This window comes from Paraburkholderia dipogonis (assembly GCF_042680985.1).
Classification (GTDB): Bacteria; Pseudomonadota; Gammaproteobacteria; order Burkholderiales; family Burkholderiaceae; genus Paraburkholderia; species Paraburkholderia phytofirmans.
Map to the genome: position 1 here is coordinate 147,637 of NZ_JBHUFR010000021.1, position 21,497 is coordinate 169,133.

16 protein-coding genes, 1 tRNA gene and 3 riboswitches are annotated in these 21,497 nt (G+C 62.5%); of the genes, 5 read left to right on the forward strand and 12 right to left on the reverse strand.

Features of this window, described 5'->3' with window-relative positions:
* Positions 1 to 47 precede the first annotated feature (47 nt).
* The 8 genes from ACFSNN_RS26375 to ACFSNN_RS26410 form a co-directional block, all read right to left on the reverse strand.
* Complete coding sequence (locus tag ACFSNN_RS26375; RefSeq protein ID WP_134457513.1) at positions 48 to 1,766, reverse strand: thiamine pyrophosphate-binding protein; 1,719 nt, start codon at positions 1,764 to 1,766, stop codon at positions 48 to 50.
* A 219-nt stretch (positions 1,767 to 1,985) separates the two neighbouring features.
* The gene (locus ACFSNN_RS26380) at positions 1,986 to 3,374 is read right to left on the reverse strand and encodes an L-serine ammonia-lyase (RefSeq protein WP_134457514.1); all 1,389 of its coding nucleotides are present in this window, start codon (positions 3,372 to 3,374) and stop codon (positions 1,986 to 1,988) included.
* A 30-nt stretch (positions 3,375 to 3,404) separates the two neighbouring features.
* Complete coding sequence (locus tag ACFSNN_RS26385) at positions 3,405 to 4,535, reverse strand: alginate lyase family protein (RefSeq protein ID WP_134457515.1); 1,131 nt, start codon at positions 4,533 to 4,535, stop codon at positions 3,405 to 3,407.
* 139 nt (positions 4,536 to 4,674) lie between these two features.
* Positions 4,675 to 7,611, reverse strand: coding sequence for an aminomethyl-transferring glycine dehydrogenase (gene gcvP / locus ACFSNN_RS26390; protein ID WP_134457516.1), 2,937 nt, complete (start codon positions 7,609 to 7,611; stop codon positions 4,675 to 4,677).
* 81 nt (positions 7,612 to 7,692) lie between these two features.
* Positions 7,693 to 8,073 carry a glycine cleavage system protein GcvH gene (gene gcvH / locus ACFSNN_RS26395; RefSeq protein ID WP_134457517.1) on the reverse strand — a complete coding sequence of 127 codons (381 nt, stop codon included), beginning with the start codon at positions 8,071 to 8,073 and terminating at the stop codon, positions 7,693 to 7,695.
* Between the two features lie 63 nt (positions 8,074 to 8,136).
* Positions 8,137 to 9,255, reverse strand: a complete 1,119-nt coding sequence (gene gcvT / locus ACFSNN_RS26400; protein WP_106303192.1) for a glycine cleavage system aminomethyltransferase GcvT — start codon at positions 9,253 to 9,255, stop codon at positions 8,137 to 8,139.
* 80 nt (positions 9,256 to 9,335) lie between these two features.
* A riboswitch (glycine riboswitch) is annotated at positions 9,336 to 9,490 on the reverse strand.
* Positions 9,491 to 9,525: 35 nt separating this feature from the next.
* Positions 9,526 to 9,626, reverse strand: a riboswitch (glycine riboswitch).
* A 154-nt stretch (positions 9,627 to 9,780) separates the two neighbouring features.
* Positions 9,781 to 10,131 (reverse strand): hypothetical protein, encoded by a 351-nt coding sequence (locus ACFSNN_RS26405; protein WP_134457518.1) that lies wholly within the window; start codon positions 10,129 to 10,131, stop codon positions 9,781 to 9,783.
* A 199-nt stretch (positions 10,132 to 10,330) separates the two neighbouring features.
* The gene (locus tag ACFSNN_RS26410) at positions 10,331 to 11,380 is read right to left on the reverse strand and encodes an oxidoreductase (protein ID WP_134457519.1); all 1,050 of its coding nucleotides are present in this window, start codon (positions 11,378 to 11,380) and stop codon (positions 10,331 to 10,333) included.
* A 420-nt stretch (positions 11,381 to 11,800) separates the two neighbouring features.
* On the opposite strand from ACFSNN_RS26410, the gene ACFSNN_RS26415 reads away from it, so the two are divergent.
* Positions 11,801 to 13,891 carry a UvrD-helicase domain-containing protein gene (locus ACFSNN_RS26415; RefSeq protein WP_134457520.1) on the forward strand — a complete coding sequence of 697 codons (2,091 nt, stop codon included), beginning with the start codon at positions 11,801 to 11,803 and terminating at the stop codon, positions 13,889 to 13,891.
* 121 nt (positions 13,892 to 14,012) lie between these two features.
* Here the strand turns inward: ACFSNN_RS26415 and ACFSNN_RS26420 are convergent, their stop codons facing one another.
* Positions 14,013 to 14,912, reverse strand: a complete 900-nt coding sequence (locus ACFSNN_RS26420; RefSeq protein ID WP_134457521.1) for a c-type cytochrome — start codon at positions 14,910 to 14,912, stop codon at positions 14,013 to 14,015.
* A gap of 274 nt (positions 14,913 to 15,186) precedes the next feature.
* Between ACFSNN_RS26420 and ACFSNN_RS26425 the strand changes: the two genes are divergently transcribed.
* The 3 genes from ACFSNN_RS26425 to ACFSNN_RS26435 all read left to right on the forward strand — a co-directional run bounded on the left by ACFSNN_RS26425 (position 15,187) and on the right by ACFSNN_RS26435 (position 17,546).
* Positions 15,187 to 15,262: transfer RNA gene (locus tag ACFSNN_RS26425), tRNA-Arg, on the forward strand.
* A gap of 343 nt (positions 15,263 to 15,605) precedes the next feature.
* The gene (locus ACFSNN_RS26430; protein WP_244322803.1) at positions 15,606 to 16,169 is read left to right on the forward strand and encodes an outer membrane protein; all 564 of its coding nucleotides are present in this window, start codon (positions 15,606 to 15,608) and stop codon (positions 16,167 to 16,169) included.
* A 94-nt stretch (positions 16,170 to 16,263) separates the two neighbouring features.
* Positions 16,264 to 16,435, forward strand: a riboswitch (yybP-ykoY riboswitch).
* A gap of 100 nt (positions 16,436 to 16,535) precedes the next feature.
* Positions 16,536 to 17,546 carry a sodium:calcium antiporter gene (locus ACFSNN_RS26435; protein ID WP_134457522.1) on the forward strand — a complete coding sequence of 337 codons (1,011 nt, stop codon included), beginning with the start codon at positions 16,536 to 16,538 and terminating at the stop codon, positions 17,544 to 17,546.
* Positions 17,547 to 17,616: 70 nt separating this feature from the next.
* Here ACFSNN_RS26435 and ACFSNN_RS26440 read toward each other — a convergent pair whose 3' ends face one another.
* Positions 17,617 to 18,684: an HAD family hydrolase gene (locus tag ACFSNN_RS26440; protein ID WP_134457523.1), complete on the reverse strand. Its 1,068-nt coding sequence runs from the start codon at positions 18,682 to 18,684 to the stop codon at positions 17,617 to 17,619.
* A 325-nt stretch (positions 18,685 to 19,009) separates the two neighbouring features.
* Here ACFSNN_RS26440 and ACFSNN_RS26445 point away from each other — a divergent pair, with 325 nt between their 5' ends.
* Complete coding sequence (locus ACFSNN_RS26445; RefSeq protein ID WP_244322804.1) at positions 19,010 to 19,984, forward strand: SphA family protein; 975 nt, start codon at positions 19,010 to 19,012, stop codon at positions 19,982 to 19,984.
* A 78-nt stretch (positions 19,985 to 20,062) separates the two neighbouring features.
* Here the strand turns inward: ACFSNN_RS26445 and ACFSNN_RS26450 are convergent, their stop codons facing one another.
* Positions 20,063 to 20,866: a phytanoyl-CoA dioxygenase family protein gene (locus tag ACFSNN_RS26450; protein ID WP_134457525.1), complete on the reverse strand. Its 804-nt coding sequence runs from the start codon at positions 20,864 to 20,866 to the stop codon at positions 20,063 to 20,065.
* An 8-nt stretch (positions 20,867 to 20,874) separates the two neighbouring features.
* Positions 20,875 to 21,453 (reverse strand): class I SAM-dependent methyltransferase, encoded by a 579-nt coding sequence (locus tag ACFSNN_RS26455; RefSeq protein ID WP_134457526.1) that lies wholly within the window; start codon positions 21,451 to 21,453, stop codon positions 20,875 to 20,877.
* Positions 21,454 to 21,497 lie beyond the last annotated feature (44 nt).

Genomic DNA, 21,497 nt, shown 5'->3' on the forward strand with positions numbered 1-21,497 from the left:
TTGTTTGGTATTTTGCGACGTCGCGTGCCAATCGAATGGCAGCGCGATTACTCCCCTCGCATCTTCCTCCCCTGCTCGCGAATCTGCTCCAACGTCGCCCCCGGCGTGCTCGCCTCTTGCGGCATACGAATCTCGATCACTGCCGCGCGCTTCGCCTCAATCGCACGTTTTAACGCGGGCAGAAAATCCTCAGTCCGCTCCACCGTCTCACCATGCGCGCCGAACGAGCGCGCGAACGCCGCGAAATCCGGATTCGTGAGTCCGGTGCCATGTACCCGCCCGGGATAATGCCGCTCCTGATGCATCCGGATCGTGCCGAAGTGACCGTTATTCACCACGATGAAAAGCACGTGCAGGTCGTACTGCATCGCCGTCGCGAGTTCTTGCGCGGCCATCATGAAGCAACCGTCGCCGGCCAGCGCCACAACCGCGCGTTGCGGATACATCGACTTCGCCGCGATTGCCGCCGGCACACCGTAGCCCATCGCACCACTCGTCGGCGCGAGTTGCGAGCGGTAATGGCGATATGAAAAGTGCCGATGCAGCCACGTCGCGTAATTGCCCGCGCCGTTGGTGAGAATCGCGTCGTCCGGCAGATGCGCGCGCAACTGCTGAATCACTTCGCCCATCTGCACATCGCCGGGAATCTGACGCGGCTTGCGCCAGTCGAGATACGCCTGATGCGCCTCGCTCGCTGCGCCCGACCAGGCGAGTTGCTCGGACAAAGGCTCCAGCTCGGCAAGCATCGCTGCCAACTCCGGCATGCCGGAGACGATCGGCAGATCCGCCGCATACACGCGACCCAATTCCTCAGCGCCCTGATGCACGTGGATCAGCGTTTGCTTGGTCTTTGGAATATCGAGCAACGTGTAGCCGTTGGTGGTCGCTTCGCCCAGGCGCGGCCCGATCGCGAGCAGCACATCGGCATCCCGGATGCGTTGCGCCAGCGCCGGATTGATGCCGAGACCGACGTCGCCGGCATAGTTCGGATGCTCGTTGTCGAGCGTGTCCTGAAAGCGGAATGCGAGGCCGACCGGCAATTGCCAGTTTTCGACAAAGCGTCGAAAGTCCGCGCACGCAGCCGGCGTCCAACCGCTGCCGCCCGCGATCACCATCGGCCGCTGCGCGCCTTCGAGCAATCCACGCAACTTCTCGATCTGCGCCGCCGACGGTGACGCCGCCACGCGCTGATAAGCAGGCGCGCCGGCCACGGCTTCGCAGGCGTCGCTCAACACGTCTTCCGGCAACGACAACACCACGGGGCCAGGCCGTCCGGACGTCGCCGTGTGGAACGCGTGGCTCAGATATTCGGGAATACGCTTCGGATCGTCGATTTGCGCGACCCACTTCGCCATCTGACCGAACATGCGCCGATAGTCGATCTCCTGGAACGCCTCGCGATCGAGATGCTCGCGCGCGCATTGGCCGATCAGCAGGATCATCGGCGTGGAGTCCTGATATGCGGTGTGCACGCCGATCGACGCATGCGTGGCGCCCGGTCCGCGCGTGACGAGCGCGACGCCCGGGCGCCCGGTCAACTTGCCGACGGCTTCCGCCATGTTCGCCGCGGCCGCTTCGTGACGGCAAACAATGGTCTGGATGCGTTCGGTTTCGTCGTGCAGCGAATCCAGTACCGCGAGAAAACTCTCGCCAGGCACGCAGAAAACACGTTCGACACCGTGCGTGAGCAAAGCATCGACGACGAGACGCGCGCCAGTGGTTTGAGCGGCGGCGGATCCGGAAACGGGAGCGTTCGGCTGCGACATTGCGATGAAGCCTCCAGGCAGTGCATGAGTGCGGTGTGAGGATGCACGCATCGGCGGGATACTCGCCGATGCGGCGCTTCGACAGCTTACGCCGAGCGCGCCTGCGCTGTCATGGCGCAGCGCAACCGTCCTGCTCGCGCGTAACGTGACACGCAAATAAAAAACGCGGGCCTGATAGCCCGCGTCGTCATTCGTCGTGAAGCCAGCAAACCGCGCGACTCAACACTCGACGATATTCACCGCCAACCCCCCGCGCGACGTTTCCTTGTACTTGGTCTTCATATCCGCGCCGGTCTCGCGCATGGTCTTGATCACCGAATCGAGCGACACATAGTGACTGCCGTCGCCGCGCAAAGCCATGCGCGCGGCATTGACCGCCTTCACTGATGCCATCGCATTGCGTTCGATACACGGAATCTGCACCATGCCGCCGACCGGATCGCACGTCAGCCCGAGGTTGTGTTCCATGCCGATTTCCGCGGCATTCTCGACCTGGCGCGGCGTGCCGCCCATGACGGCGGCGAGCGCGCCCGCCGCCATCGAGCAGGCGACGCCTACTTCGCCCTGACAGCCGACTTCGGCGCCCGAAATCGACGCGTTCAGCTTGTACAAGATGCCGATCGCCGCCGCGGTCATCAGGAAGTCGATCACGCCTTGCTGATTCGAGCCCGGCATAAAGCGCATGTAGTAATGCAGCACGGCCGGGATGATGCCGGCCGCGCCGTTGGTCGGCGCTGTCACCACACGTCCGCCGGCGGCATTCTCTTCGTTGACGGCGATCGCGTAGAGATTGATCCAGTCGATCATCGACAGCGGATCGCGCAACGCCAGCTCGGGATTGCCCGACAGCCCGCGATACAGCTGCGGCGCGCGACGTTTCACCTGGAACGGGCCGGGCAAGTTACCGTCGGCATCCGGATTGTTGATGCCGCAACCCCGTGATACACACGATTGCATCACGTCCCAGATCTTCAGCAGGCCTGTACGCGTCTCTTCTTCCGTATGCCAGACGCGCTCGTTTTCCCACATCAACTGGGCGATGCTCTTACCGGTCGATTCGCACAGCGCGAGCAACTCGTTGCCGCTGCGAAACGAGTACGGCAGCTGGTCGACGGCGGCCAACACTTTCGTATTCGGCGCGCCGGCCGTCACCACGAAGCCGCCGCCCACCGACAGATAGGTCGACTCGCGCAACGTCTCGCCCTGCGCGTCGAGCGCACGCAGCTTCAGGCCGTTCGGATGCTCGGGCAGCGCCTGACGATAAAACGAAATGTGATCCTTCAGCACGAACGGCACCTCGTGCGTGCCGAGCAATGCCAGCTTGCGGGACACGCGTACTGCCTCGAGCCGCTGCGCTATCGTGTCCGGGTCCACGGTGTCGGGCGCATCGCCCATCAGGCCGAGCATGACGCCGCGATCGGTGCCGTGCCCTTTGCCCGTCGCGCCGAGCGAGCCGTACAACTCCACTTTGACCGATGCAGTCGCGGCAAGCAGCCCATCGCGTTCGAGCCCTTGAGCGAACATCAGCGCCGCGCGCATCGGCCCGACCGTATGCGAACTGGACGGACCAATGCCGATTTTGAAGAGGTCGAAGACGCTGACTGCCATTTACTGCTCCCTGCAATTGATAAAGTTGGATTACCGCGCCGGCAGCGGCAAACACACGGCGAGCCACGCGGGCGGCGTCGGTGCGAGCTGCAGCGCGATCGGCGTAAAGCGCCCGTCGAGGCGCGCCGCGAGGTGAAACAGTTCCGTCGCGTTCTTCGGATCCCACTGACCCGAATAGCCGGGCAAGCCGGCCTCGCGACGTTTTGCATCGAACGGAACGCTCGAATGCACGAATTCTTCATGCGTCTTGCTGCCGGCCGCATACGGCGCCAGCCAGTTGAGCGCGGCTTGCAGCGAGGCGCCGTCCGCGCCCTTCTCAGGCAACCAGTTGCGGTTATGGCGACGCGCGGCGAGCGCGGCTGTCACGAGCGGCTGCAGGTCGTAGGTGACGTAATGCAGCGCGTCGCGTTCGCTGAAATCGATCGTCGAACCATCCGGCTCGATGTTGTCGCCGATATGCTCGACGAACAGACGCTGGGCCGCGTTGATCATCTTGCGGTTGTCGAGCGTGAACGCGGCCATGGCAATCAGTTTGATCCGATGGCTTTGCCAGTTGTTTCTAAACGTTCCCTTGAGCGGGCGCGGCTGCGCGTCGATTTGCCCGATGTAGCCGTTCGCGAGTTTCGTCAGAAACGCCATCGCCGCATTGCGCGTTTTCACCGGCAACGCGCTCGCCGTCATGTCGTACGCGAGGACCAGTCCTTCGAAACGGGTTTCGTCGATCGGATTGAAGCTCGGTTGATAGGTCGTGACCCAGGCGTACAGCAAGCGGTCCACGAGCTTGAGATAGCGGTCGTCGCTCGTGGCGCGCCAGGCGAGCGCGGCGTCGCGCAACAGATCGAGATCTTTCTCCGCTTCGACGCTCTGGTCGTAAATGCCTTCGTGCGGCAGCGTGCCTTCGGTATGCAGTTTCGCCAGCGCATGCGGCTGGTCGTTCAGATGCGCCTGCACATTGCTCACCAGCGCTTTCACACCGGGATCGGCGTTCGTGCGTTCGCTGGTTTGCAGCGCGGGCGCCGCGCAAAAATTCATCGCGGCCTGTGCTTGCCGCAGCGGCAGCAGCACGGCTGCGCCAGCCAACAGCAGCGCGCAGGCTTGCCGCCAGTTCGGCGCTCGCGTTGCTTCCGTCCGGCTTTGCATCAATCGCACCTTTCGCGCCATGCGAAACTCCTCGTTAGGCTGATTCGGTGTGTGATGTTAGCCGTTTGCGGGCACGAACGACAGAGAACGCAGGACAGAACTCCGCACCGCCCTGCCGCCTCTATTCGAGACGGTGGGCGATGCGCGGCAGCGAGCCTGCTTACTCGTAGTCGGCGATCGGCACGCAGGAGCAGAACAGATTGCGGTCGCCGTACACGTTGTCCGCGCGGCCGACGGGCGGCCAGTACTTCTTCGCGATCAGCGTGGGCAGCGGATACGCCGCGGTTTCGCGCGCATACGCGTGCTTCCAGTCATTCGCGATCACCACCGCTGCCGTGTGCGGCGCATGCTTCAGCGGATTGTCCTCGCGATCCGAGCGGCCTTCTTCGACCGCGCGGATTTCCTCGCGGATCGCAATCATCGCTTCGATGAAACGGTCGAGTTCTTCCTTCGATTCCGATTCGGTCGGCTCGACCATCAGCGTGCCCGGCACCGGGAAGCTCATGGTCGGCGCGTGGAAGCCGTAGTCGGCGAGGCGCTTGGCGACGTCGTCGACGGTGATGCCGCTGGTTTCCTTGATCGGACGCAGATCGAGAATGCACTCGTGCGCGACCAGTCCGCCCGGGCCCGAATACAGCACCGGATAATGCGGCGCGAGTTTCTTCGCAACGTAGTTCGCGTTGAGAATCGCGGTTTCGGTGGCGGCGGTGAGGTTCTTCGCGCCCATCATCGCGATATACATCCACGAGATCGGCAGGATCGACGCCGAGCCGTACGGTGCGCCCGACACCGCGCCGATACCGTTCGGCGCGCGTTCATAACCCGACGAGATCTGGTTCGGCAGGAACTGCGCGAGGTGCGCGCCCACGGCGACCGGACCGACGCCCGGCCCGCCGCCGCCATGCGGAATGCAGAAGGTCTTGTGCAGATTCAGGTGCGACACGTCGCCGCCGAACTGGCCCGGCGCGGTCAGACCGACCATCGCGTTCATGTTCGCGCCGTCCACATAGACCTGGCCGCCGTGCGCATGCACGATCTCGCAGATTTCGCGTACGTTCTGCTCGAACACGCCATGCGTGGACGGATACGTGATCATGATCGCCGCGAGTTTGTCGGCGTGCTGACCGGCCTTCTTCTTCAGGTCTTCGATATCGACGTTGCCTTGCGCGTCGCACGCCACCACGACCACCTGCATGCCGGCCATCTGCGCCGAAGCTGGGTTCGTGCCGTGCGCGGAAGCGGGAATCAGGCAGACATTGCGATGCGCTTCGCCGCGCGACGCGTGATACGCGTGGATGATCAGCAGGCCGGCGTATTCGCCTTGCGAGCCAGCGTTCGGTTGCAGCGACACAGCCGCGTAACCGGTGGCCGCGACCAGCATCTCTTCGAGCTGATCGATCATTTCGCGGTAGCCGACGGTTTGCTCAGCCGGCGCGAACGGATGGATCTGGCCGAATTCAGGCCACGTAACCGGCAGCATTTCCGAGGTCGCGTTCAGCTTCATCGTGCACGAACCGAGCGGGATCATCGAACGGTCGAGCGCGAGGTCTTTGTCCGACAGGCTGCGCAGATAGCGCAGCATTTCCGTTTCCGAATGATGACGATTGAACACGTGATGCGTGAGGTACGCGCTGGTGCGTTCGAGCGCGGCCGGCACCGACGCGGTGTTCGATGCCGCGAGCTTTGCGTCGAGTGCATCGACTTGCGGCACGTTGTTGGTGAAAGCCGCTTGCGCAAACACGGCGAGCAGATCGGCGAGATCGTGGCGTGTCGTGGTTTCGTCGATCGACAGGCCCACTTGCGTGGCGCTTACGCGACGCAGATTGATACGCTTCGCGGTGGCCGCGTCGAGTAGCGCTTGCGTGCGCGCGCCGGTGTCGAACGTCAGCGTGTCGAAGAAAGTTTCGTTCGCGAGCGTGTAGCCGAGCTGCTTCGCGCCTTCGGCCAGCAACGCGGCGATGCGGTTCACGCGCAACGCGATGGTCTTCAGGCCGTGCGGGCCGTGATAGACGGCGTACATGCTGGCCATGATCGCGAGCAGCGCCTGTGCGGTACACACGTTCGAAGTGGCTTTCTCGCGGCGGATATGTTGTTCGCGCGTTTGCAGCGCGAGACGCAGCGCGGGATTGCCTTGCGCGTCGACGGTCACGCCGACGAGACGGCCCGGCATCTGGCGCTTGAACTCGTCGCGCACGGCGAGGTAAGCCGCATGCGGGCCACCGAAGCCGACCGGCACGCCGAAGCGCTGCGTATTGCCGACGGCCACGTCCGCGCCCCATTCGCCCGGCGGCGTGAGCACGGTCAGCGCGAGCAGGTCGGCGGCGACCACCACGTGGCCGCCCGCTGCGTGAATTGCTTCGGTGAGCGCGCGGTAGTCGCGCACGTCGCCGTTCACACCCGGGTATTGCAGCAATACGCCGAATGCGTTTGCGTTTGCCGCGTCTGCTGCCGGGCCCACTTTCACTTCAATACCGACCGGCGTGGCGCGCGTCTTCACTACTTCGATGGTTTGCGGCAGCACGTCGTCGGCCACGAAGAACACGTTCGACTTCGGCTTGCCGATGCGTTGCAGGAGCGTCATCGCTTCAGCGGCGGCGGTGGCTTCGTCGAGCAGCGACGCATTGGAGATCGCCAGACCCGTCAGGTCGACGATCATCTGCTGGAAGTTCAGCAGCGCTTCCAGACGGCCTTGCGAAATTTCCGGCTGATACGGCGTGTACGCGGTGTACCACGCCGGATTTTCCAGCACGTTACGCAGGATTACCGTCGGCGTGTGCGCGTTGTAATAGCCCTGCCCGATGTATGAGCGGAACACCTGGTTCTTGTCCGCGAGTTCGCGCAGCGCGGCGAGCGCTTCCGCCTCGCTCTTCGGTTGCGTGAAGGGTCCGAGCGGCAGCGTTTCGGTGCGGCGGATCGTCTTCGGAATGACGGCGTCGATCAGCGCGGCGCGCGACGCAAAGCCGAGGGCTTCGAGCATGGCGTGCTGGTCGGCCGCGTCCGGGCCGATGTGCCGTTCGGCGAAGGCGTCATGCACTTCGAGCGCGGCGAGCGAGAGAGGAGTGCGGTTCATCAGACGATCCGGGTGTTCGAGCTTCATGGGTGTTCCTGGCGGTGCGGTGTCCTTTTGGCATTCGAAAAAAGGACGCGCCGCACCTGTCGGGTTAAACGTAAAGGTGAATCAGGCACCGATCGACTTGGTGTAAGCGTCGGCGTCGATCAGACGGTCTTGCGTGGCGTCAGCTGCCGGCTTGATCTTGAAGAGCCAGCTTTCGTACGGCGTGCTGTTGACCGAATCAGGCGTGTCGGCCACGGCGGTGTTGGCTTCAATGATCTCGCCCGAGACCGGCGCGTAGATGTCGGAAGCGGCTTTCACCGATTCGATGACGGCGACGGTCTCGCCCGCGGTAACGGTCTTGCCCAGTTCCTGGACTTCGAAGAAGACGATATCGCCGAGCGCTTCCTGCGCGTGGTCGGTGATGCCGACCGTCAGCGTGCCGTCCGCCTCGGTGCGGACCCACTCGTGCGATTCGGTGTATTTCAGATCGGCCGGGATGCTCATCGGATGCTCCTATGCGGTGTGATTCGGTTGTGACTTGGGAAGTAGACGCGCGCGCAGGTTTGCTTAAACCGCGAGCACTTTGCCATTGCGCACGAACGGCAGTTTTACCACGCTTGCAGGGACGTTTTTGTCACGAATCTGAACGTGTACGGTGTCGCCCGGCTGGACGCCTTTCGGCACGCGCGCGAAGGCGATCGATTCCTGCATGGTCGGGGAAAACGTACCGCTGGTGATTTCGCCTTCGCCCTGCGGCGTGACGACTTTCTGATGAGCACGCAGCACGCCCGCCGCCTTGCCGTTTTCCTTCAGAAGGATCAAACCGACGAACGCAGCCTGCGAGCCGTCCGCTTCCAGCTTGCCCTTGCCGACGAAATCGCGCGGCGAGGTGAGGTCGACGGTCCAGGCGAGCCCGGCGTCGAGCGGCGAGACGTCGTCGTCCATGTCCTGGCCGTACAGGTTCATGCCGGCTTCGAGCCGCAGCGTGTCGCGCGCGCCGAGACCGGCCGGGCGCACGCCTTGGGCTTGCAATGCATTCCACAGCGCTTCGACGTGATCTGCGGGGACGATGATTTCGAAGCCGTCTTCGCCGGTGTAGCCGGTGCGGGCGACGGTCAATTCGCCGAACGGCGTGTCTTCGATACGTGCGGCGTTGAAGGGCTTCAGCGCTTCGGTGGCGGCGCGTGCGGCCGGCACGGTTTGCCAGACCTTTTCGCGCGCATTCGGACCTTGTACGGCGACGATCGCATAGTCGCGGCGCGGCGTGATGGTCAGGCCAAAGCTGCCTTCGGCGTTGAGCTGGCCGAACCAGGCGATATCTTTATCAGCGGTGCCGGCGTTGACGACCACGCGGAAGTGGTCTTCGCCGAAGTAATAGACGATCAGATCGTCGATTACGCCGCCGTTCGGATTCAGCAGGCAGGAATACAGTGCGCGGCCGGGCGTTTGCAGCTTGGCGACGTTGTTCGCCAGCGCGTATTCGAAGAAAGCGCGCACGCGCTCGCCAGTGAAATCGACGACGCACATGTGCGAGACGTCGAACATGCCGGCGTCGGTACGCACGGCGCGGTGTTCGTCGATCTGCGAGCCGTAATTGACGGGCATGTCCCAGCCGCCGAAATCGACCATGCGGGCATTGAGCGCACGATGGGTGGCGTTGAGCGGGGTGTGTTTGAGTTCGGTCATGGGGCCTCGGGCGTCTCGCGAAACAAAAAAGGCCATGCGGCGCTACACCTCGCGGCCTTTCGGCTGCGAGCGATGCGTTGCATGGCCCCTCTGTCCTCGATACCTGAGAGATTGCGTTGCCGTGGTCACGTTGACGTGCCGCGGTGAAACGCGCGCCCCTTCGGTGGGCAGCCTGCCAGATCCGCTCGATTAAAAACGACGCGGACGGCTACTGCCGCTCTCCAGAGTGCGAAAAACCGGTGCCTCGATGTTGCCGGGGAGGCGGGTTCTTCGACGCGGTCGGTCCTTTTGCCTGAGAGTTTGCGGGTGTGCCCCTTCGGCGGCGCGGCCTGCGGTTTTCTGCGGCCAGCACGCTCTCCCGACGCGTGCGGCGAATGTACGCGAGGGCCGGGGGCTTGTCAAATAAAGGCCCGCGAGCGGCGCGGCGGTTGACTTGGCGCCTTTGCAACTGTCAAAAAAAGCGCGGGACGTGATGCCCGCGCTCATGCTGTTTCGGTGTGGAAGCTGGAATTGATTGCGGCGCGATTATTCGCCGATAGCGTGTGCCGCGTTGTCCAGTTCCTGGTTCAGCACGCGCTGTTCGTCGCCGGACAGGCCGCCGCCGTGCTGCGCGGCCATGTCGTGCGCCTCCTGACGGATCACGTCTAGGCGATGGTGCAGCGCGCCGCCTTGGGGCGGCGGGTAATAGCCCTGATTCACGCGGTTGTCGATCCGGCGGCTGAGATTGTCGATGCGACCGTCGACCTGACGCAGGCGCTGATCCGCGATCTGTTGCGGGTTGGGACGAGGCGCCGGCTGGGGTTGAGGCGCCACCACACAGGCGGCGAGGGAACTGAGCAAGGCGCACGCGGCGAGCGCGCGAATAGTACGGGGCATGGACACTCCGGTAGTCATTGTCGTTTTGTGGTGCTACCCCGGTAGCAACGGATGACCGCCGGGCCGCGCTGACCGGCAGCACGGCCTCATTTGTAACGTTATGTTCCTTTCGGGCTTGTCAGCGTTTTTTGGCCCGCACCGCGTGCACAGCGAGTGCTGTTTTAGGTACACAAGCCGTTTCGACGCGCAGGCCAAACCGTCAACGAACTCGCTCGAACGGCAGCCGGACGCCTTCTTCCGAGCTTCGGCTGGCAAGCTCGATAACCGTCATTACGTCGACGGCGTCCTGTGCGCTCACCGGGAATTTGACGCCGTTCTGAATCGCGTCGGCCACCGCGATATAGAACCCCGTGTATTCCCCATTGCGCGTCGGCAACTCGCGCTCGACTTCCTGATCGCCTTCCAGCACGCGCAGCACACCTGCGGCATTGCCCGCGCCGAAGCCGTCGTCGCCCGGACGCAGGCCCGCCTTCAACTGGTCTTCCTGCGTGTCGAGCCCGTATTTCATATAACTGCCGCGCGCGCCGTGGATGGTGAAGCGTGGCGCGAGGAGCGCCGTCAACGCGCTGGCGTGCAGCACCACTTCGAATTCACCGTAGCCGAGCTGGATATGCACATAGTCGGGCGCGCCGGCGTCGTCGCGATGGGTGCGCACCGTTGCCGATACCGTTTGCGGCGTGCCGAACAGCGCCAGTGCCTGGTCGATCAGATGCGGTCCGAGGTCAAGCAGCAAGCCGCCGCCTCGCGACGCTTCCTCGCGCCAGCGCTGCCGCACCTCCGGCCGGAAACGATCGAAGTGCGATTCGTATTGCGTGATCCGTCCCAATTCGCCGCTCGCGAGCAGATCGCGCACGGTCAGGAAATCGCCGTCCCAGCGACGGTTGTGAAACGGTATGAACAGTTTGCTTCGGGCAAGCGCGATGTTGGCGAGCGTGTGCGCGTCGGCGGCGTTCAGCGTGACCGGTTTGTCGACCACCACGTGCTTGCCCGCTTCCAGGGTGCGGCGCGCGAGGTCGAAGTGCGTGTCGTTCGGCGTGGCGATCACGATGCAGTCGAGTTCATCCAGCGCCAGCAGCGCGTCGAGGTCGGCCACCACCTTCGTGTGCGGATAGTCGGCGAGCGCGCGCTCGGGCTGGCTCGTGGCGATGGCCGCGACGCTCGCGCGGCCGCAGTGCTCGATCACCGGCGCATGGAAGGTCGCGCCGGCGAAACCGTAACCCATCAATCCAATCTTCAGCGATGCGGACATGCGTGTCTTCCTGCAAAAACGGCGCGCCGCTTTGCCACCGCGGCGACAGCGCGCAACACCGCAATTGTGGCATGTCGCGAAGGGAGGTTGTCGGCGGCCGCGATCGCATTGACGCTTTTGCGTCCGCTCCCGCTTTTCAGGCGCCCGCTGCGCGAGGCGCACCAGCCCGGCCGGGCAGCCGGATCTGCCGCCTGCCACGGTTACCGTGTGCGGTTTTCTGGTGCTGACATCCGGCCGGAGCATCCGTGTTAACATCGCTCCTCTCGCGCGTTTGGCCAGCAGATCGGAACACCTTTGCACCGCGCGGGGCGCCCGTTCCAGCCGCCTGGTCCGCGCAGCATGCCTCCGGGCCTTCGGCCGGCAAATTGCGCCGCCACGCCCTCAACCGCTGCTTTCAACCGCATTACCCATCCACAGACGATGTCCGCAGGCCTGAACCCCGCTCAAAATGAAGCGGTCCGTTATCTCGACGGTCCGTGTCTCGTGCTCGCCGGCGCAGGTAGCGGCAAGACGCGCGTGATCACGCAGAAGATCGCGCACCTGATCGAAGCCAAAGGCTTCGAGCCGCGCCACATCGCCGCCGTCACGTTCACGAACAAGGCCGCGCTGGAAATGCGCGAGCGCGTGGGCAAGCTGCTCGAAGGCAAGACATTGACCACGCCCGGCAAGGAAGGCCGCAAAGTGCCCGTCAACCAGTTGACGGTCTGCACCTTCCACTCGCTCGGCGTGCAGATTCTGCGGCAGGAAGCGGAGCATGTCGGCCTGAAACCGCAATTCTCGATCATGGACTCCGACGACTGCTTCGGCATGATCCAGGAGCAGGTCGGCTCGACGGACAAGGGCTTCATCCGCAAGATCCAGTCGATCATCTCGTTGTGGAAGAACGGCATGATCATGCCCGAGCAGGCGATCGCGATCGCCGCGAACGAGGATGAACATCAGGCCGCGATCGTCTACCGCAATTACGTGGCGACGCTGCATGCATATCAGGCAGTCGATTTCGACGACTTAATCCGTCTGCCCGCCGAACTCTTCGAGAAGAACGAGCAGGTGCGCGACCGCTGGCAGAACAAGCTGCGCTATCTGCTGATCGACGAGTATCAGGACACCAACGCCTGCCAGTACGAACTGGTGAAACTGCTGGCCGGCAAGCGCGCGGCGTTCACGGCGGTCGGCGACGACGATCAGGCGATCTACGGCTGGCGCGGCGCGACGCTCGAAAATCTCGGCCAGCTCAGCAAGGATTTTCCGAAGCTGCATCTGATCAAGCTGGAGCAGAACTACCGCTCGACCGTGCGCATTCTGACCGCCGCGAACAACGTGATCGCGAACAATCCGAAGCTGTTCGAAAAGAAGCTGTGGTCCGAGCACGGCATGGGCGACACGATCACGGTCACGCCGTGCAACGACGAAGAGCACGAGGCCGAGTCCGTGGTGTTCCGCCTGTCGGCGCACAAGTTCGAGCGGCGCGCGAATTTCCGCGACTACGCGATCCTGTATCGCGGCAATTTTCAGGCGCGCATTTTCGAGCAGGTGTTGCGGCGCGAGCGGATTCCGTATGTGCTGTCCGGCGGGCAATCGTTCTTCGACAAAGCCGAGATCAAGGACATCTGCGCGTATCTGCGTCTGATCGCCAACGCGAACGACGACCCCGCGTTCATCCGCGCAATCACTACGCCGCGACGCGGCGTCGGCAATACGACGCTCGAGGCGCTCGGCTCGTTCGCGGGTCAGGCCAAGGTGTCGCTGTTCGAGGCGGTGTACATGGGCGGTATCGAGGCGCGTCTGTCGCCGCGGCAGATCGAACCCATGCGCGTGTTTTGCGACTTCATGCAGCGTCTCACCGATCGCGCCGAGAAGGACGCTGCCGGCACGCTGCTCGACGAACTGATGGACGCGATCCACTACGAGGCCTATCTCTACGACGCATTTGACGAACGTCAGGCGCAGTCCAAGTGGCAAAACGTGCTGGAGTTCATGGAGTGGCTCAAGCGCAAGGGCACGAAGGCTGAGCCAGCGGGCGCGACGAACGACGAAGCCACCGGCTACGACACCGCCGACGGTTTCGGCGACACCGGCAAGAGTCTGCTCGGCCTGATTCAGACCGTGGCGCTGATGTCGATGCTCGAAGGCCGCGAGGAAGATCCCGACGCGGTGCGGCTTTCGACAGTGCATGCGTCGAAGGGTCTGGAGTATCCGCACGTGTTTCTGGTGGGCGTCGAAGAAGGCATCATGCCGCATCGCGGCGGTCCCGACGACGAGCCGATCGACGACGCGCGCATCGAAGAAGAACGCCGGCTGATGTACGTGGCGATCACGCGCGCGCAGCGCAGTCTGCATCTGAACTGGTGCAAGAAGCGCAAGCGCGCGCGAGAGACGGTGGTGTGCGAGCCGTCGCGCTTCATTCCAGAAATGCTGCTCGACGACGCTCCGCCCCCGACGCCCGAAGAAGCGCCGATGTCGCCGAAAGACCGGCTCGCGAGTTTGAAGGCTCTGTTGCAGAAGCCTTGAGGCGGCGCTGAGAACGTTGAGATCGCGTGGGCTTGTTTGCCGGACAAGATATAAAAAATCCCTGCACCGCGTTGCCGCGGTGCAGGGATTTTTTAGTGGTGCGGATAACGCCGCGAGCGTTTTACTTCACCGCGCTGACCATGTAGTCGACGGCGGCCTTCACGTCCGCGTCGGATGCTGTCGAGCCGCCCTTCGGAGGCATCGCGCCCTTGCCGTGCAGCGCGTAGTTATAGACCGTGTCCATCGGCTCTTTCAGACGCGGCGCCCAGGCGTCCTTGTCACCAAACTTCGGCGCGTTCAACACGCCGGCCGCATGACAAGCCTGGCAAACCTGCTGATACAACGCCTTGCCGGCCTGCGACGCGTCCGCGCTTTGCGCGCCAGCTGCTGCCGGCGCGGCTGCTTGCGGCACGCTCGCCATGGCGGCCATCGCCGCGGCGGCCTGAGCCGCACCCGCGTCGGAAGCGCCGGCCGGCGCCGCGGCGGCGGCACCGGATGCCGCCGCTGGCGCGCCCGCTGCCGGCTGAGCCGGTTCAGGGAAACTTCCGCCGGAATTGTTGGCCATGTAGGCGACCGCGCGGGCGATTTCGAAATCGCTGTAGTCGTCCGGGCTGGTGCCGCCTCGCGGGGGCATCGCGCCTTTGCCGGTGAGCGCCGTGTGCAGCAGCGTGTCGAAGCCCTGCGCGATGCGCGGTGCCCAGTCGGCGGTATTGGTGAATTTCGGCGCGCCTGCCGCGCCCGACGCGTGACACGCGGAGCACACCGCCTTATAGACTTCCTCGCCGCTCTTGTAGACGCGCGGCGCGTTGGCGTCGCGAATGTCGACCTGGGCAAATGGCTTGATGCGGGCGGTGACCTCGGCTTCGGAGAGAGAGTCGGTGCCGGCGCCGGTGCGCGTCGAATTGTCGACGTAGATCACCAGCAGAACGATGATGACGATCGGTACCGCAAAACTGGCGATGATCGCGGCGATGAGCTGCCCGGGGGTTTTGATCGGGGCTCCGTGTGGTGCTTCGCTCATGCTTGTCTCGTCTCCGTGGGTATGTGAGCGGTACAGCGTGACGGCAACTTCTTGTTCTTTAATCAGCCACGGACGATTATAGACGGAACATTTCGACGGCGGCGAGGGGCGCGGCGCGGTGTTCAGCAGGCGTTTACCCGCATCGCGCGGGTTGTGCGAAACACCGCGAAGGCCGCCATTCAGGCCGTCCGGTGGACGGTATGGCGGAAACCGGGTATCCTTTCGGTCTCGCTTTGGCGTCGCATCCGTTCTGGTGCCGCGCTTTCGTGTTGAAGCGCCCGTAGCTCAATGGATAGAGTACTGCCCTCCGAAGGCAGGGGTTGCTGGTTCGATCCCAGCCGGGCGCACCATAAAGAATCGATCTCGCTCAAGGGCTTACGCAATGTGCGCCAAGCCCTTTTGTTTTTTACGGCCCTGTCGTGTTCGCACGAGTGCCGCCTAAGGTCCCCGCATTCCCGCAAACAGTCCTTTGGCGACGCCTTTCGTACGCTCGCATGTCCTTTACAGATTCGTCCGAAAACGTCCCTCTTTATTTGTGCCACAAATTAAGAATCGGACGTTTGAAGGTCTCCATGCGGACATTTCGCATAGCCCCATCCTATCCCCTTAATTAGCATGTTTTGATCATGCAATTTCTATCGCGCGTGAATATTCCCGGAGCGGCATTTCTAGATCGCTTCACTGATTAATAACGTGTCGCGATCCATTCGCGCGCCAATCGTTTTATTGCAGGTCATGTACAAAATAACCCGGCTGATTTTAACCGCATCGATCATGATGCTATCCAATCTCGTCCACGCGCAATCGGCGGCTCCTCAAACGGGCGCAAGCGAGTTTGCCGGCCCCTATGTGGGTTTCAAGTTGGGCGTGAATACCTCCGATGCCTCAGGCGCCGTCAATAAAGCATCGCATACCACGGTTTTTCCGGGGTTTACAGCGGGATACAACTTCGATGTCGACCGCTTCGTGGCAGGCGCTGAAGTTTTTGCCGATCTGCATCACGGCTCGACAACTTCTAAAGATGGCGGAATCGATGCGAAACTTGGCATGCCATTCAATCAGTGTATGCCGTACATACGTGTTGGATTGACAATGGACAAGCCGGACACACGCCTTCACTGGGGTTTAGGCGTCGAATATAAGTTTGCAAAACACATGAGCGCGCTAGGCGAATGGACAACCGATACCAGCAATCACGACGGCACCCGAAGAACAAACAACAGTTTCACAATCGGCGTGCAATATCACTTCAACTAACGCGCTAAACTCGCGCCCACTGGCTAACCGATTAGCCCGAACAACCACCTTCACCGCAACAAGGTTGTTGAAAGCGCCCCCCTGCCGTTAGAATCCCTCGGTCACTGGGGAGTAGCCTTCCTTCATCCATTGAAGGAGAGCGCGTCAACATACTTGGCCTGCGGGTCATGGCGCGTTCGACCGGGTCGGTTTGGCGAGACCATTGACGCACTGCCTCGTTCTGGTCGGACGGGCGGCGGTGCGTCATTGGTTTGTCATCGACGTCCGACCGCGGAGCCGCCCTGTGAAACATCGTCGTAACTTGCCAGTTTCCCCTACTCCCCGTCCGCCGCGCCGCCGCGTCTGCTTGATTGCGGAGTGCCGCGCATGACCGGCCTCCTGCTCGAACTTGCCATCATGCTCGTCGTCATTCTGGTGGCGGCTGAGCTCTTCACCAATGCACTCGAGCATCTGGGTGAACGTCTCAAGATTTCCGAAGGCGTGACGGGTTCACTATTCGCCGCCGTCGGCACCGCGTTGCCCGAGACGCTCGTGCCGCTGCTCGCGATCGCCAGCGGCACGACGGATAGCGCGGTCAATCAGGAGATCGGCGTCGGCGCGATTCTCGGTGCGCCGCTGATGCTTTCCACCCTCTCCACCTTCCTCATGACGCTCGCGATTCTCGGCTCGCGGGGCGCGCGCGGCTGGGTCGCGCCGGAGCGCACGGGCTTCACGCGCGACCTGAACTATTTCCTGTGTGCGTTCGTGTTGGCCGCGGCCGCGATGTACGTGCCGCATGAGCAGATGATCGTGCGCGCGCTCTTCAGCCTGGCGCTGGTCGGCGTGTACGTCACCTATGTGGTGATGACCTTCCGCGCATCGAATGAATTGGTCGATGCCGGCCACGGCACTGAAGCGCCGGGCAAGATGCTGATCGCGCGCCTCGGCGTGCCGACCAACCTCGCGACCATCGTGGTGCAATTGGCGCTGGCCGTCGCGTTGCTGGTGTGGGGCGCGGAAGGCTTCATCCATGGTGTGCGCGGCGTGTCGCAGGCGCTCGGCGTGTCGCCGCTGCTGCTCTCGCTGCTGATCATTCCGATCGCCACCGAACTGCCCGAGAAGGTCAACAGCATTCTGTGGATTCGCCGCGGCAAGGACACGCTGGCGTTCGGCAACATCACCGGCGCGATGGTGTTTCAGGGCACCCTGCTGCCCGCGATCGGCATTCTGCTGACGCCGTGGGTGCCGCGTATCGAAGTGGTGACCGGCATCGTAGTCACGCTCGTCGCCGCGGCGTGGCTGCGGGTCAATGTGCGTGAGCGCGGCGTGCCGGTGTGGGCATTGCTGGTTTGCGGGGTGCTCTATGTCACGTATCTGGCGATTACGCTGAGCCGCTAGACGAACCGCCGGCCACAGGTGAAAACAGTCGCGGAAGGCCGCTTGTCCAACGGCCTTCCGCGTTTCACGCTCAGTTTGCCCGGGTCGTCGTCGCCGTTGCGGCCGCTGTCGCGCCGTCCGGCTTGAACACGGTTCTCCAGTCATCTTTCATATCGACGACCAGCCAGCCTTTCGCGGCGGCTTCGTCCAGACCTTTGTCGAGCTTGCCGCTCTTCGCTGCGCGGTCGTATGCGTATTCGCGCTGCGCGTCCGTGTGATGCACGAGCGCGGCGAGCCGCGGGCCGTCGCCTGCCGAGGTCCATTCGAGCATCGGCGCGTCGCCATCCGCGTTGCCGAACGCGATCACCGGACGCCTGCCGATCACACGATCGATGGCCAGCGGTTTGGCCGAGCCGTCGAGCAACGTGTCGACCTGCGCGAGACGCGTCAGCGAAACCGCGCCGTTACTCTGGCCGTACCGGTACTTGACGGTGCTGCCGATCACCTGCTCGGGCGGAATGCCATACATGCGCTGCGCCACGTCGCGGACAAACTCGACGTCGCCGCCCGTCACCAGATAGGTCTTGAAGCCATTCGCGCGCAGATAGGCAAGCAACTCGAGCATGGGCTGATACGCGAGATCGGCATAAGGCCGGTTGAAGCGCGGGTCGCTCGCGGAATCGAACCATTCGTGCACGAGCGCGGCGAACTGATCGCCCGTCATGCCGGCGTGGGCCGCGGCCAACACCCGCATCGAGCCGGCGTCGCCGCTTGCCGCCACATTCCTGAGATTGCCTTTGAGGATCGAGCGGAACGGCTCCTGGCGCTTCCATTCCGGATGCCTTGCGGCCACCGTCTTCACGCGTTGCAGCGCGAACACTAGTTGGACCGGAGCGGGCTGCTCCGGCCACAGCGTGCCGTCGTTATCGAATACAGCGATCCGGTCGGCACGCGGGATGAAATCCTTGGACTCTGGCGTCGTCACCAGCGTCACGAAGTCGACGATCGACCGTGTGGTCTTCGTGTCGTTCCATGACGCCAACGCGGCGGCCGCCGATGCGCCGGTCTGCGACACGCCGTCCTGCCGGGGCGTCACCGAGCAGGCAGAAAGAAGGATAACGGTGAAGGCAATGCAGTACCGGTGCAGCGCGCGAATCATGAAAGCCTCATCGAAAGCGGTGGGTCGAATTCAAGCGAGCGCCAGTCTAATGGGCCAAAGCGGTAATTGCAGCCGTTGTGGGATTTTTTCGACATTGAGGGGCGAGCCTGACGTTTCCCACACCGCACAAGCGTTGAGGCGCGCATGGACGACCTGCACATCGCCAGGCACAGGAAAGCGGCGACACGGGCGCCGGTCGCGCCACCAATCGTGCGCAAAGCCTGATGCCTGCGCGCGCACGCGCAGTGTGGCGTGCGGACGCAGGCTGCCCAGATGTGGTGCCGCAGGAGTGAGAATGCCGGACTTCCATTCGATGAGGACGATTATGAGTCAACCTAACTGTTTGCTCGCAGCCTGGCGGCTCGTTGCCGGATTGTGCAAAGGCGCGCTCGTGACCATCGTCGGCGTGAGTCTTTCCCAGACAGCGTGGGCGACGGAAGGCGGCATCGGCCGTCCGATTACCGGCCAACAGGTGACGCCATACGGCGGCATCGTGCCGCCCACCAGCGACTGGATCGTGTCGGCGGCCACGGTCTACTACGAAGGTTCGCTAGGCACTAGCAAGTCGATTCCGATTGCTGGGCAAGTCACGCAAGGCGTCAATGCGACGGCCGAATACACGATCCTCGCCGCGGTCAAGACGTGGGGAATTACGGTCGGCGGCTGGAACTTCGCGTCGTCGTTCGGAGTGCCGGTTCAGTACACCGACATCTCGTCGTTTCATGGCCGCTTGCCGGACGACCACGGCACGCAGTTCGCCGATTTCTTCTTCACGCCCGTCATTGCCGGCTATCACCTGACCAGCAACGACCACGTCGCATTCAGCGTGCAGATCTACGCGCCGACCGGTGCGTACAACTCGAACCGGTTAGCCAATGCCGGACAGAACACATGGACCTTCACGCCGACAATCGCTTATACGAAGTTGCTGCCGAAGGAGAACATCGAGCTGTCGTTGAATTACGGCCTTGAGTTCTACACGCCCAATAAGGACACCCACTATCACAACGCGCCGGTCAGCGTGCTCGATCTGCTCGCGCTCAAGCGCTTCAGCAACGGCTGGGGCGTCGGCGTGGTGGGCGGTTATGTCCAGCAGATCGGCCACGACAGCGGCGGCATTGCGGACATTGTCGGCGGCGCTCAGGGCCATTCCGTGGGCCTCGGGCCGATGATCACCTGGTCGGGCAAGGTGCAGAAGACGCCGGTGTCGGCGTCGTTGCGTTGGGTCAACGAATTTAACGTGAGCAACCGGCCGAAGGGCAACGTGGTGCAACTTTCGGTCAATGCGACCTTTGAATAAGGCCGGCGGCGCGCGACGCATCGCGCCATCGAAGAGGCGCCGCGCATGCAATGCGGTGCATGCGCAGCAAATCCGCCGTTACACCGCCGCGGCCGCGCGCTCTTTCTCGTACTTGATGAGCTTCAACACACGCGAATTGACGAAGTAGCGAATGTAGTTGGTCGGCGAATAGAAAATATCCGTTTGCCATTCGCCGCATAGCAAATCCTTGCCGGTGGGATCGTCCGCGGGCTGCACGATGGTGTCGGCCATGATGCGGTCGATACCCGACACATTCGGGCCGGACTCGTGCCATAGCGCGCTGTTCATGATCACGAAGTCGCCCGGATTCAGTTCCGGCGTGAGCTTCGGCCACTTGAACTCGAAGCTGTCCGGATTGATCTCGCCGGCATCGCCGAGCACGCCCAGTTTGTGCGAGCCCGCGTAAAACGACATACCGCCGTTGTCCGCGTTGACGATGCTGAGCGGCACGAACATGCTGCACTTGTTCAGATTGCCGAGGTGATAGCAACTGTCCTGATGCAGGAACACTTTGTTCGAGCTGAACCTGTCCTTGATCACGAAGCGATGGTTGTACAGCGCGACGTGATTTCCGAAGATCTGCTTGAACGTCTCGGCAAAAACCGGCTCCTTGTACATGGAGGCCAGCTTCGGCGGCAATTGCTCGGTGAGCGAAACCGGATTCGCCTTGTTGACGTCGCGGCCTTCGGCCAATTGCGCGTCGTAAAACGCTTGCCACTCGGCTTGCCATTCCTGCACGACAGGCCGCGGAATCGCGTTGCGCATCACGAATACGCCAGTCTCTTTGAAGACGTCCGGGTTGAACGTCTGCGAAGCGATCTGATCGATGACCGCCTCAACGGATGCCAAGGTATTTTTCATGTCGACGACTAGATGAATCGGAACGTAAGTTCGCTATCTTGAGTGTTCTTGAATTTATTGCACTTGGCGAGCACGTTGTATCTGATGGGAAACAGTTCCCGCCCAGGCGATTCCAGAATATCGATCTCGATAATGTCGAAGTCGCGCAGCAGAGCATTCCAGCCATGTTCCGTAATGCGCCAGCAATCCGGGCTCGGTCCGTGAATACGCCAGTTGAGCGGCGCCGAAATCAGCAGAAATCCCTCATGCCTCAGAATTCTTCTGATTTCCTTGATCGTATCAAATGGATTCACCGTGTGTTCGATGACCTCCATGCAAACAACGCAATCGTATGTGGCGTCGGGAATGGTTGAATTATGTTTTGTAATGTCGCCGACAATTGTTGGTTTATAGTTGTCAACTACGTCAAATGTGTCAACCGAAAAATTATTAAAGGTCTCCCTGACCAATAAACGTTCCTGGGGGCCTACTTCAAGCAATCGCCCGCTTTGGCCGCTGAGTTTAGTGGCAGTTCTTTTAACGAACGCGGCGAGATGGTCCCGCGCCAATGAAAAGGTGCTATTGTCGAATTCGGATGGGGTGGCCATAATAATTCCCGCTTGAATGTTGTCGCGATAATAAAGATGCGGTT

Excerpts from the sequence above, each read along its gene's own strand:
- ACFSNN_RS26375 (WP_134457513.1), bottom strand. The coding sequence starts at position 1,766 with ATGTCGCAGCCGAACGCTCCCGTTTCCGGATCCGCCGCCGCTCAAACC.
- ACFSNN_RS26380 (WP_134457514.1), bottom strand. The coding sequence starts at position 3,374 with ATGGCAGTCAGCGTCTTCGACCTCTTCAAAATCGGCATTGGTCCGTCC.
- ACFSNN_RS26385 (WP_134457515.1), bottom strand. The coding sequence starts at position 4,535 with ATGGCGCGAAAGGTGCGATTGATGCAAAGCCGGACGGAAGCAACGCGA.
- gcvP (WP_134457516.1), bottom strand. The coding sequence starts at position 7,611 with ATGAAGCTCGAACACCCGGATCGTCTGATGAACCGCACTCCTCTCTCG.
- gcvH (WP_134457517.1), bottom strand. The coding sequence starts at position 8,073 with ATGAGCATCCCGGCCGATCTGAAATACACCGAATCGCACGAGTGGGTC.
- gcvT (WP_106303192.1), bottom strand. The coding sequence starts at position 9,255 with ATGACCGAACTCAAACACACCCCGCTCAACGCCACCCATCGTGCGCTC.
- ACFSNN_RS26405 (WP_134457518.1), bottom strand. The coding sequence starts at position 10,131 with ATGCCCCGTACTATTCGCGCGCTCGCCGCGTGCGCCTTGCTCAGTTCC.
- ACFSNN_RS26410 (WP_134457519.1), bottom strand. The coding sequence starts at position 11,380 with ATGTCCGCATCGCTGAAGATTGGATTGATGGGTTACGGTTTCGCCGGC.
- ACFSNN_RS26415 (WP_134457520.1), top strand. The coding sequence starts at position 11,801 with ATGTCCGCAGGCCTGAACCCCGCTCAAAATGAAGCGGTCCGTTATCTC.
- ACFSNN_RS26420 (WP_134457521.1), bottom strand. The coding sequence starts at position 14,912 with ATGAGCGAAGCACCACACGGAGCCCCGATCAAAACCCCCGGGCAGCTC.
- ACFSNN_RS26435 (WP_134457522.1), top strand. The coding sequence starts at position 16,536 with ATGACCGGCCTCCTGCTCGAACTTGCCATCATGCTCGTCGTCATTCTG.
- ACFSNN_RS26440 (WP_134457523.1), bottom strand. The coding sequence starts at position 18,684 with ATGATTCGCGCGCTGCACCGGTACTGCATTGCCTTCACCGTTATCCTT.
- ACFSNN_RS26445 (WP_244322804.1), top strand. The coding sequence starts at position 19,010 with ATGAGTCAACCTAACTGTTTGCTCGCAGCCTGGCGGCTCGTTGCCGGA.
- ACFSNN_RS26450 (WP_134457525.1), bottom strand. The coding sequence starts at position 20,866 with ATGAAAAATACCTTGGCATCCGTTGAGGCGGTCATCGATCAGATCGCT.
- ACFSNN_RS26455 (WP_134457526.1), bottom strand. The coding sequence starts at position 21,453 with ATGGCCACCCCATCCGAATTCGACAATAGCACCTTTTCATTGGCGCGG.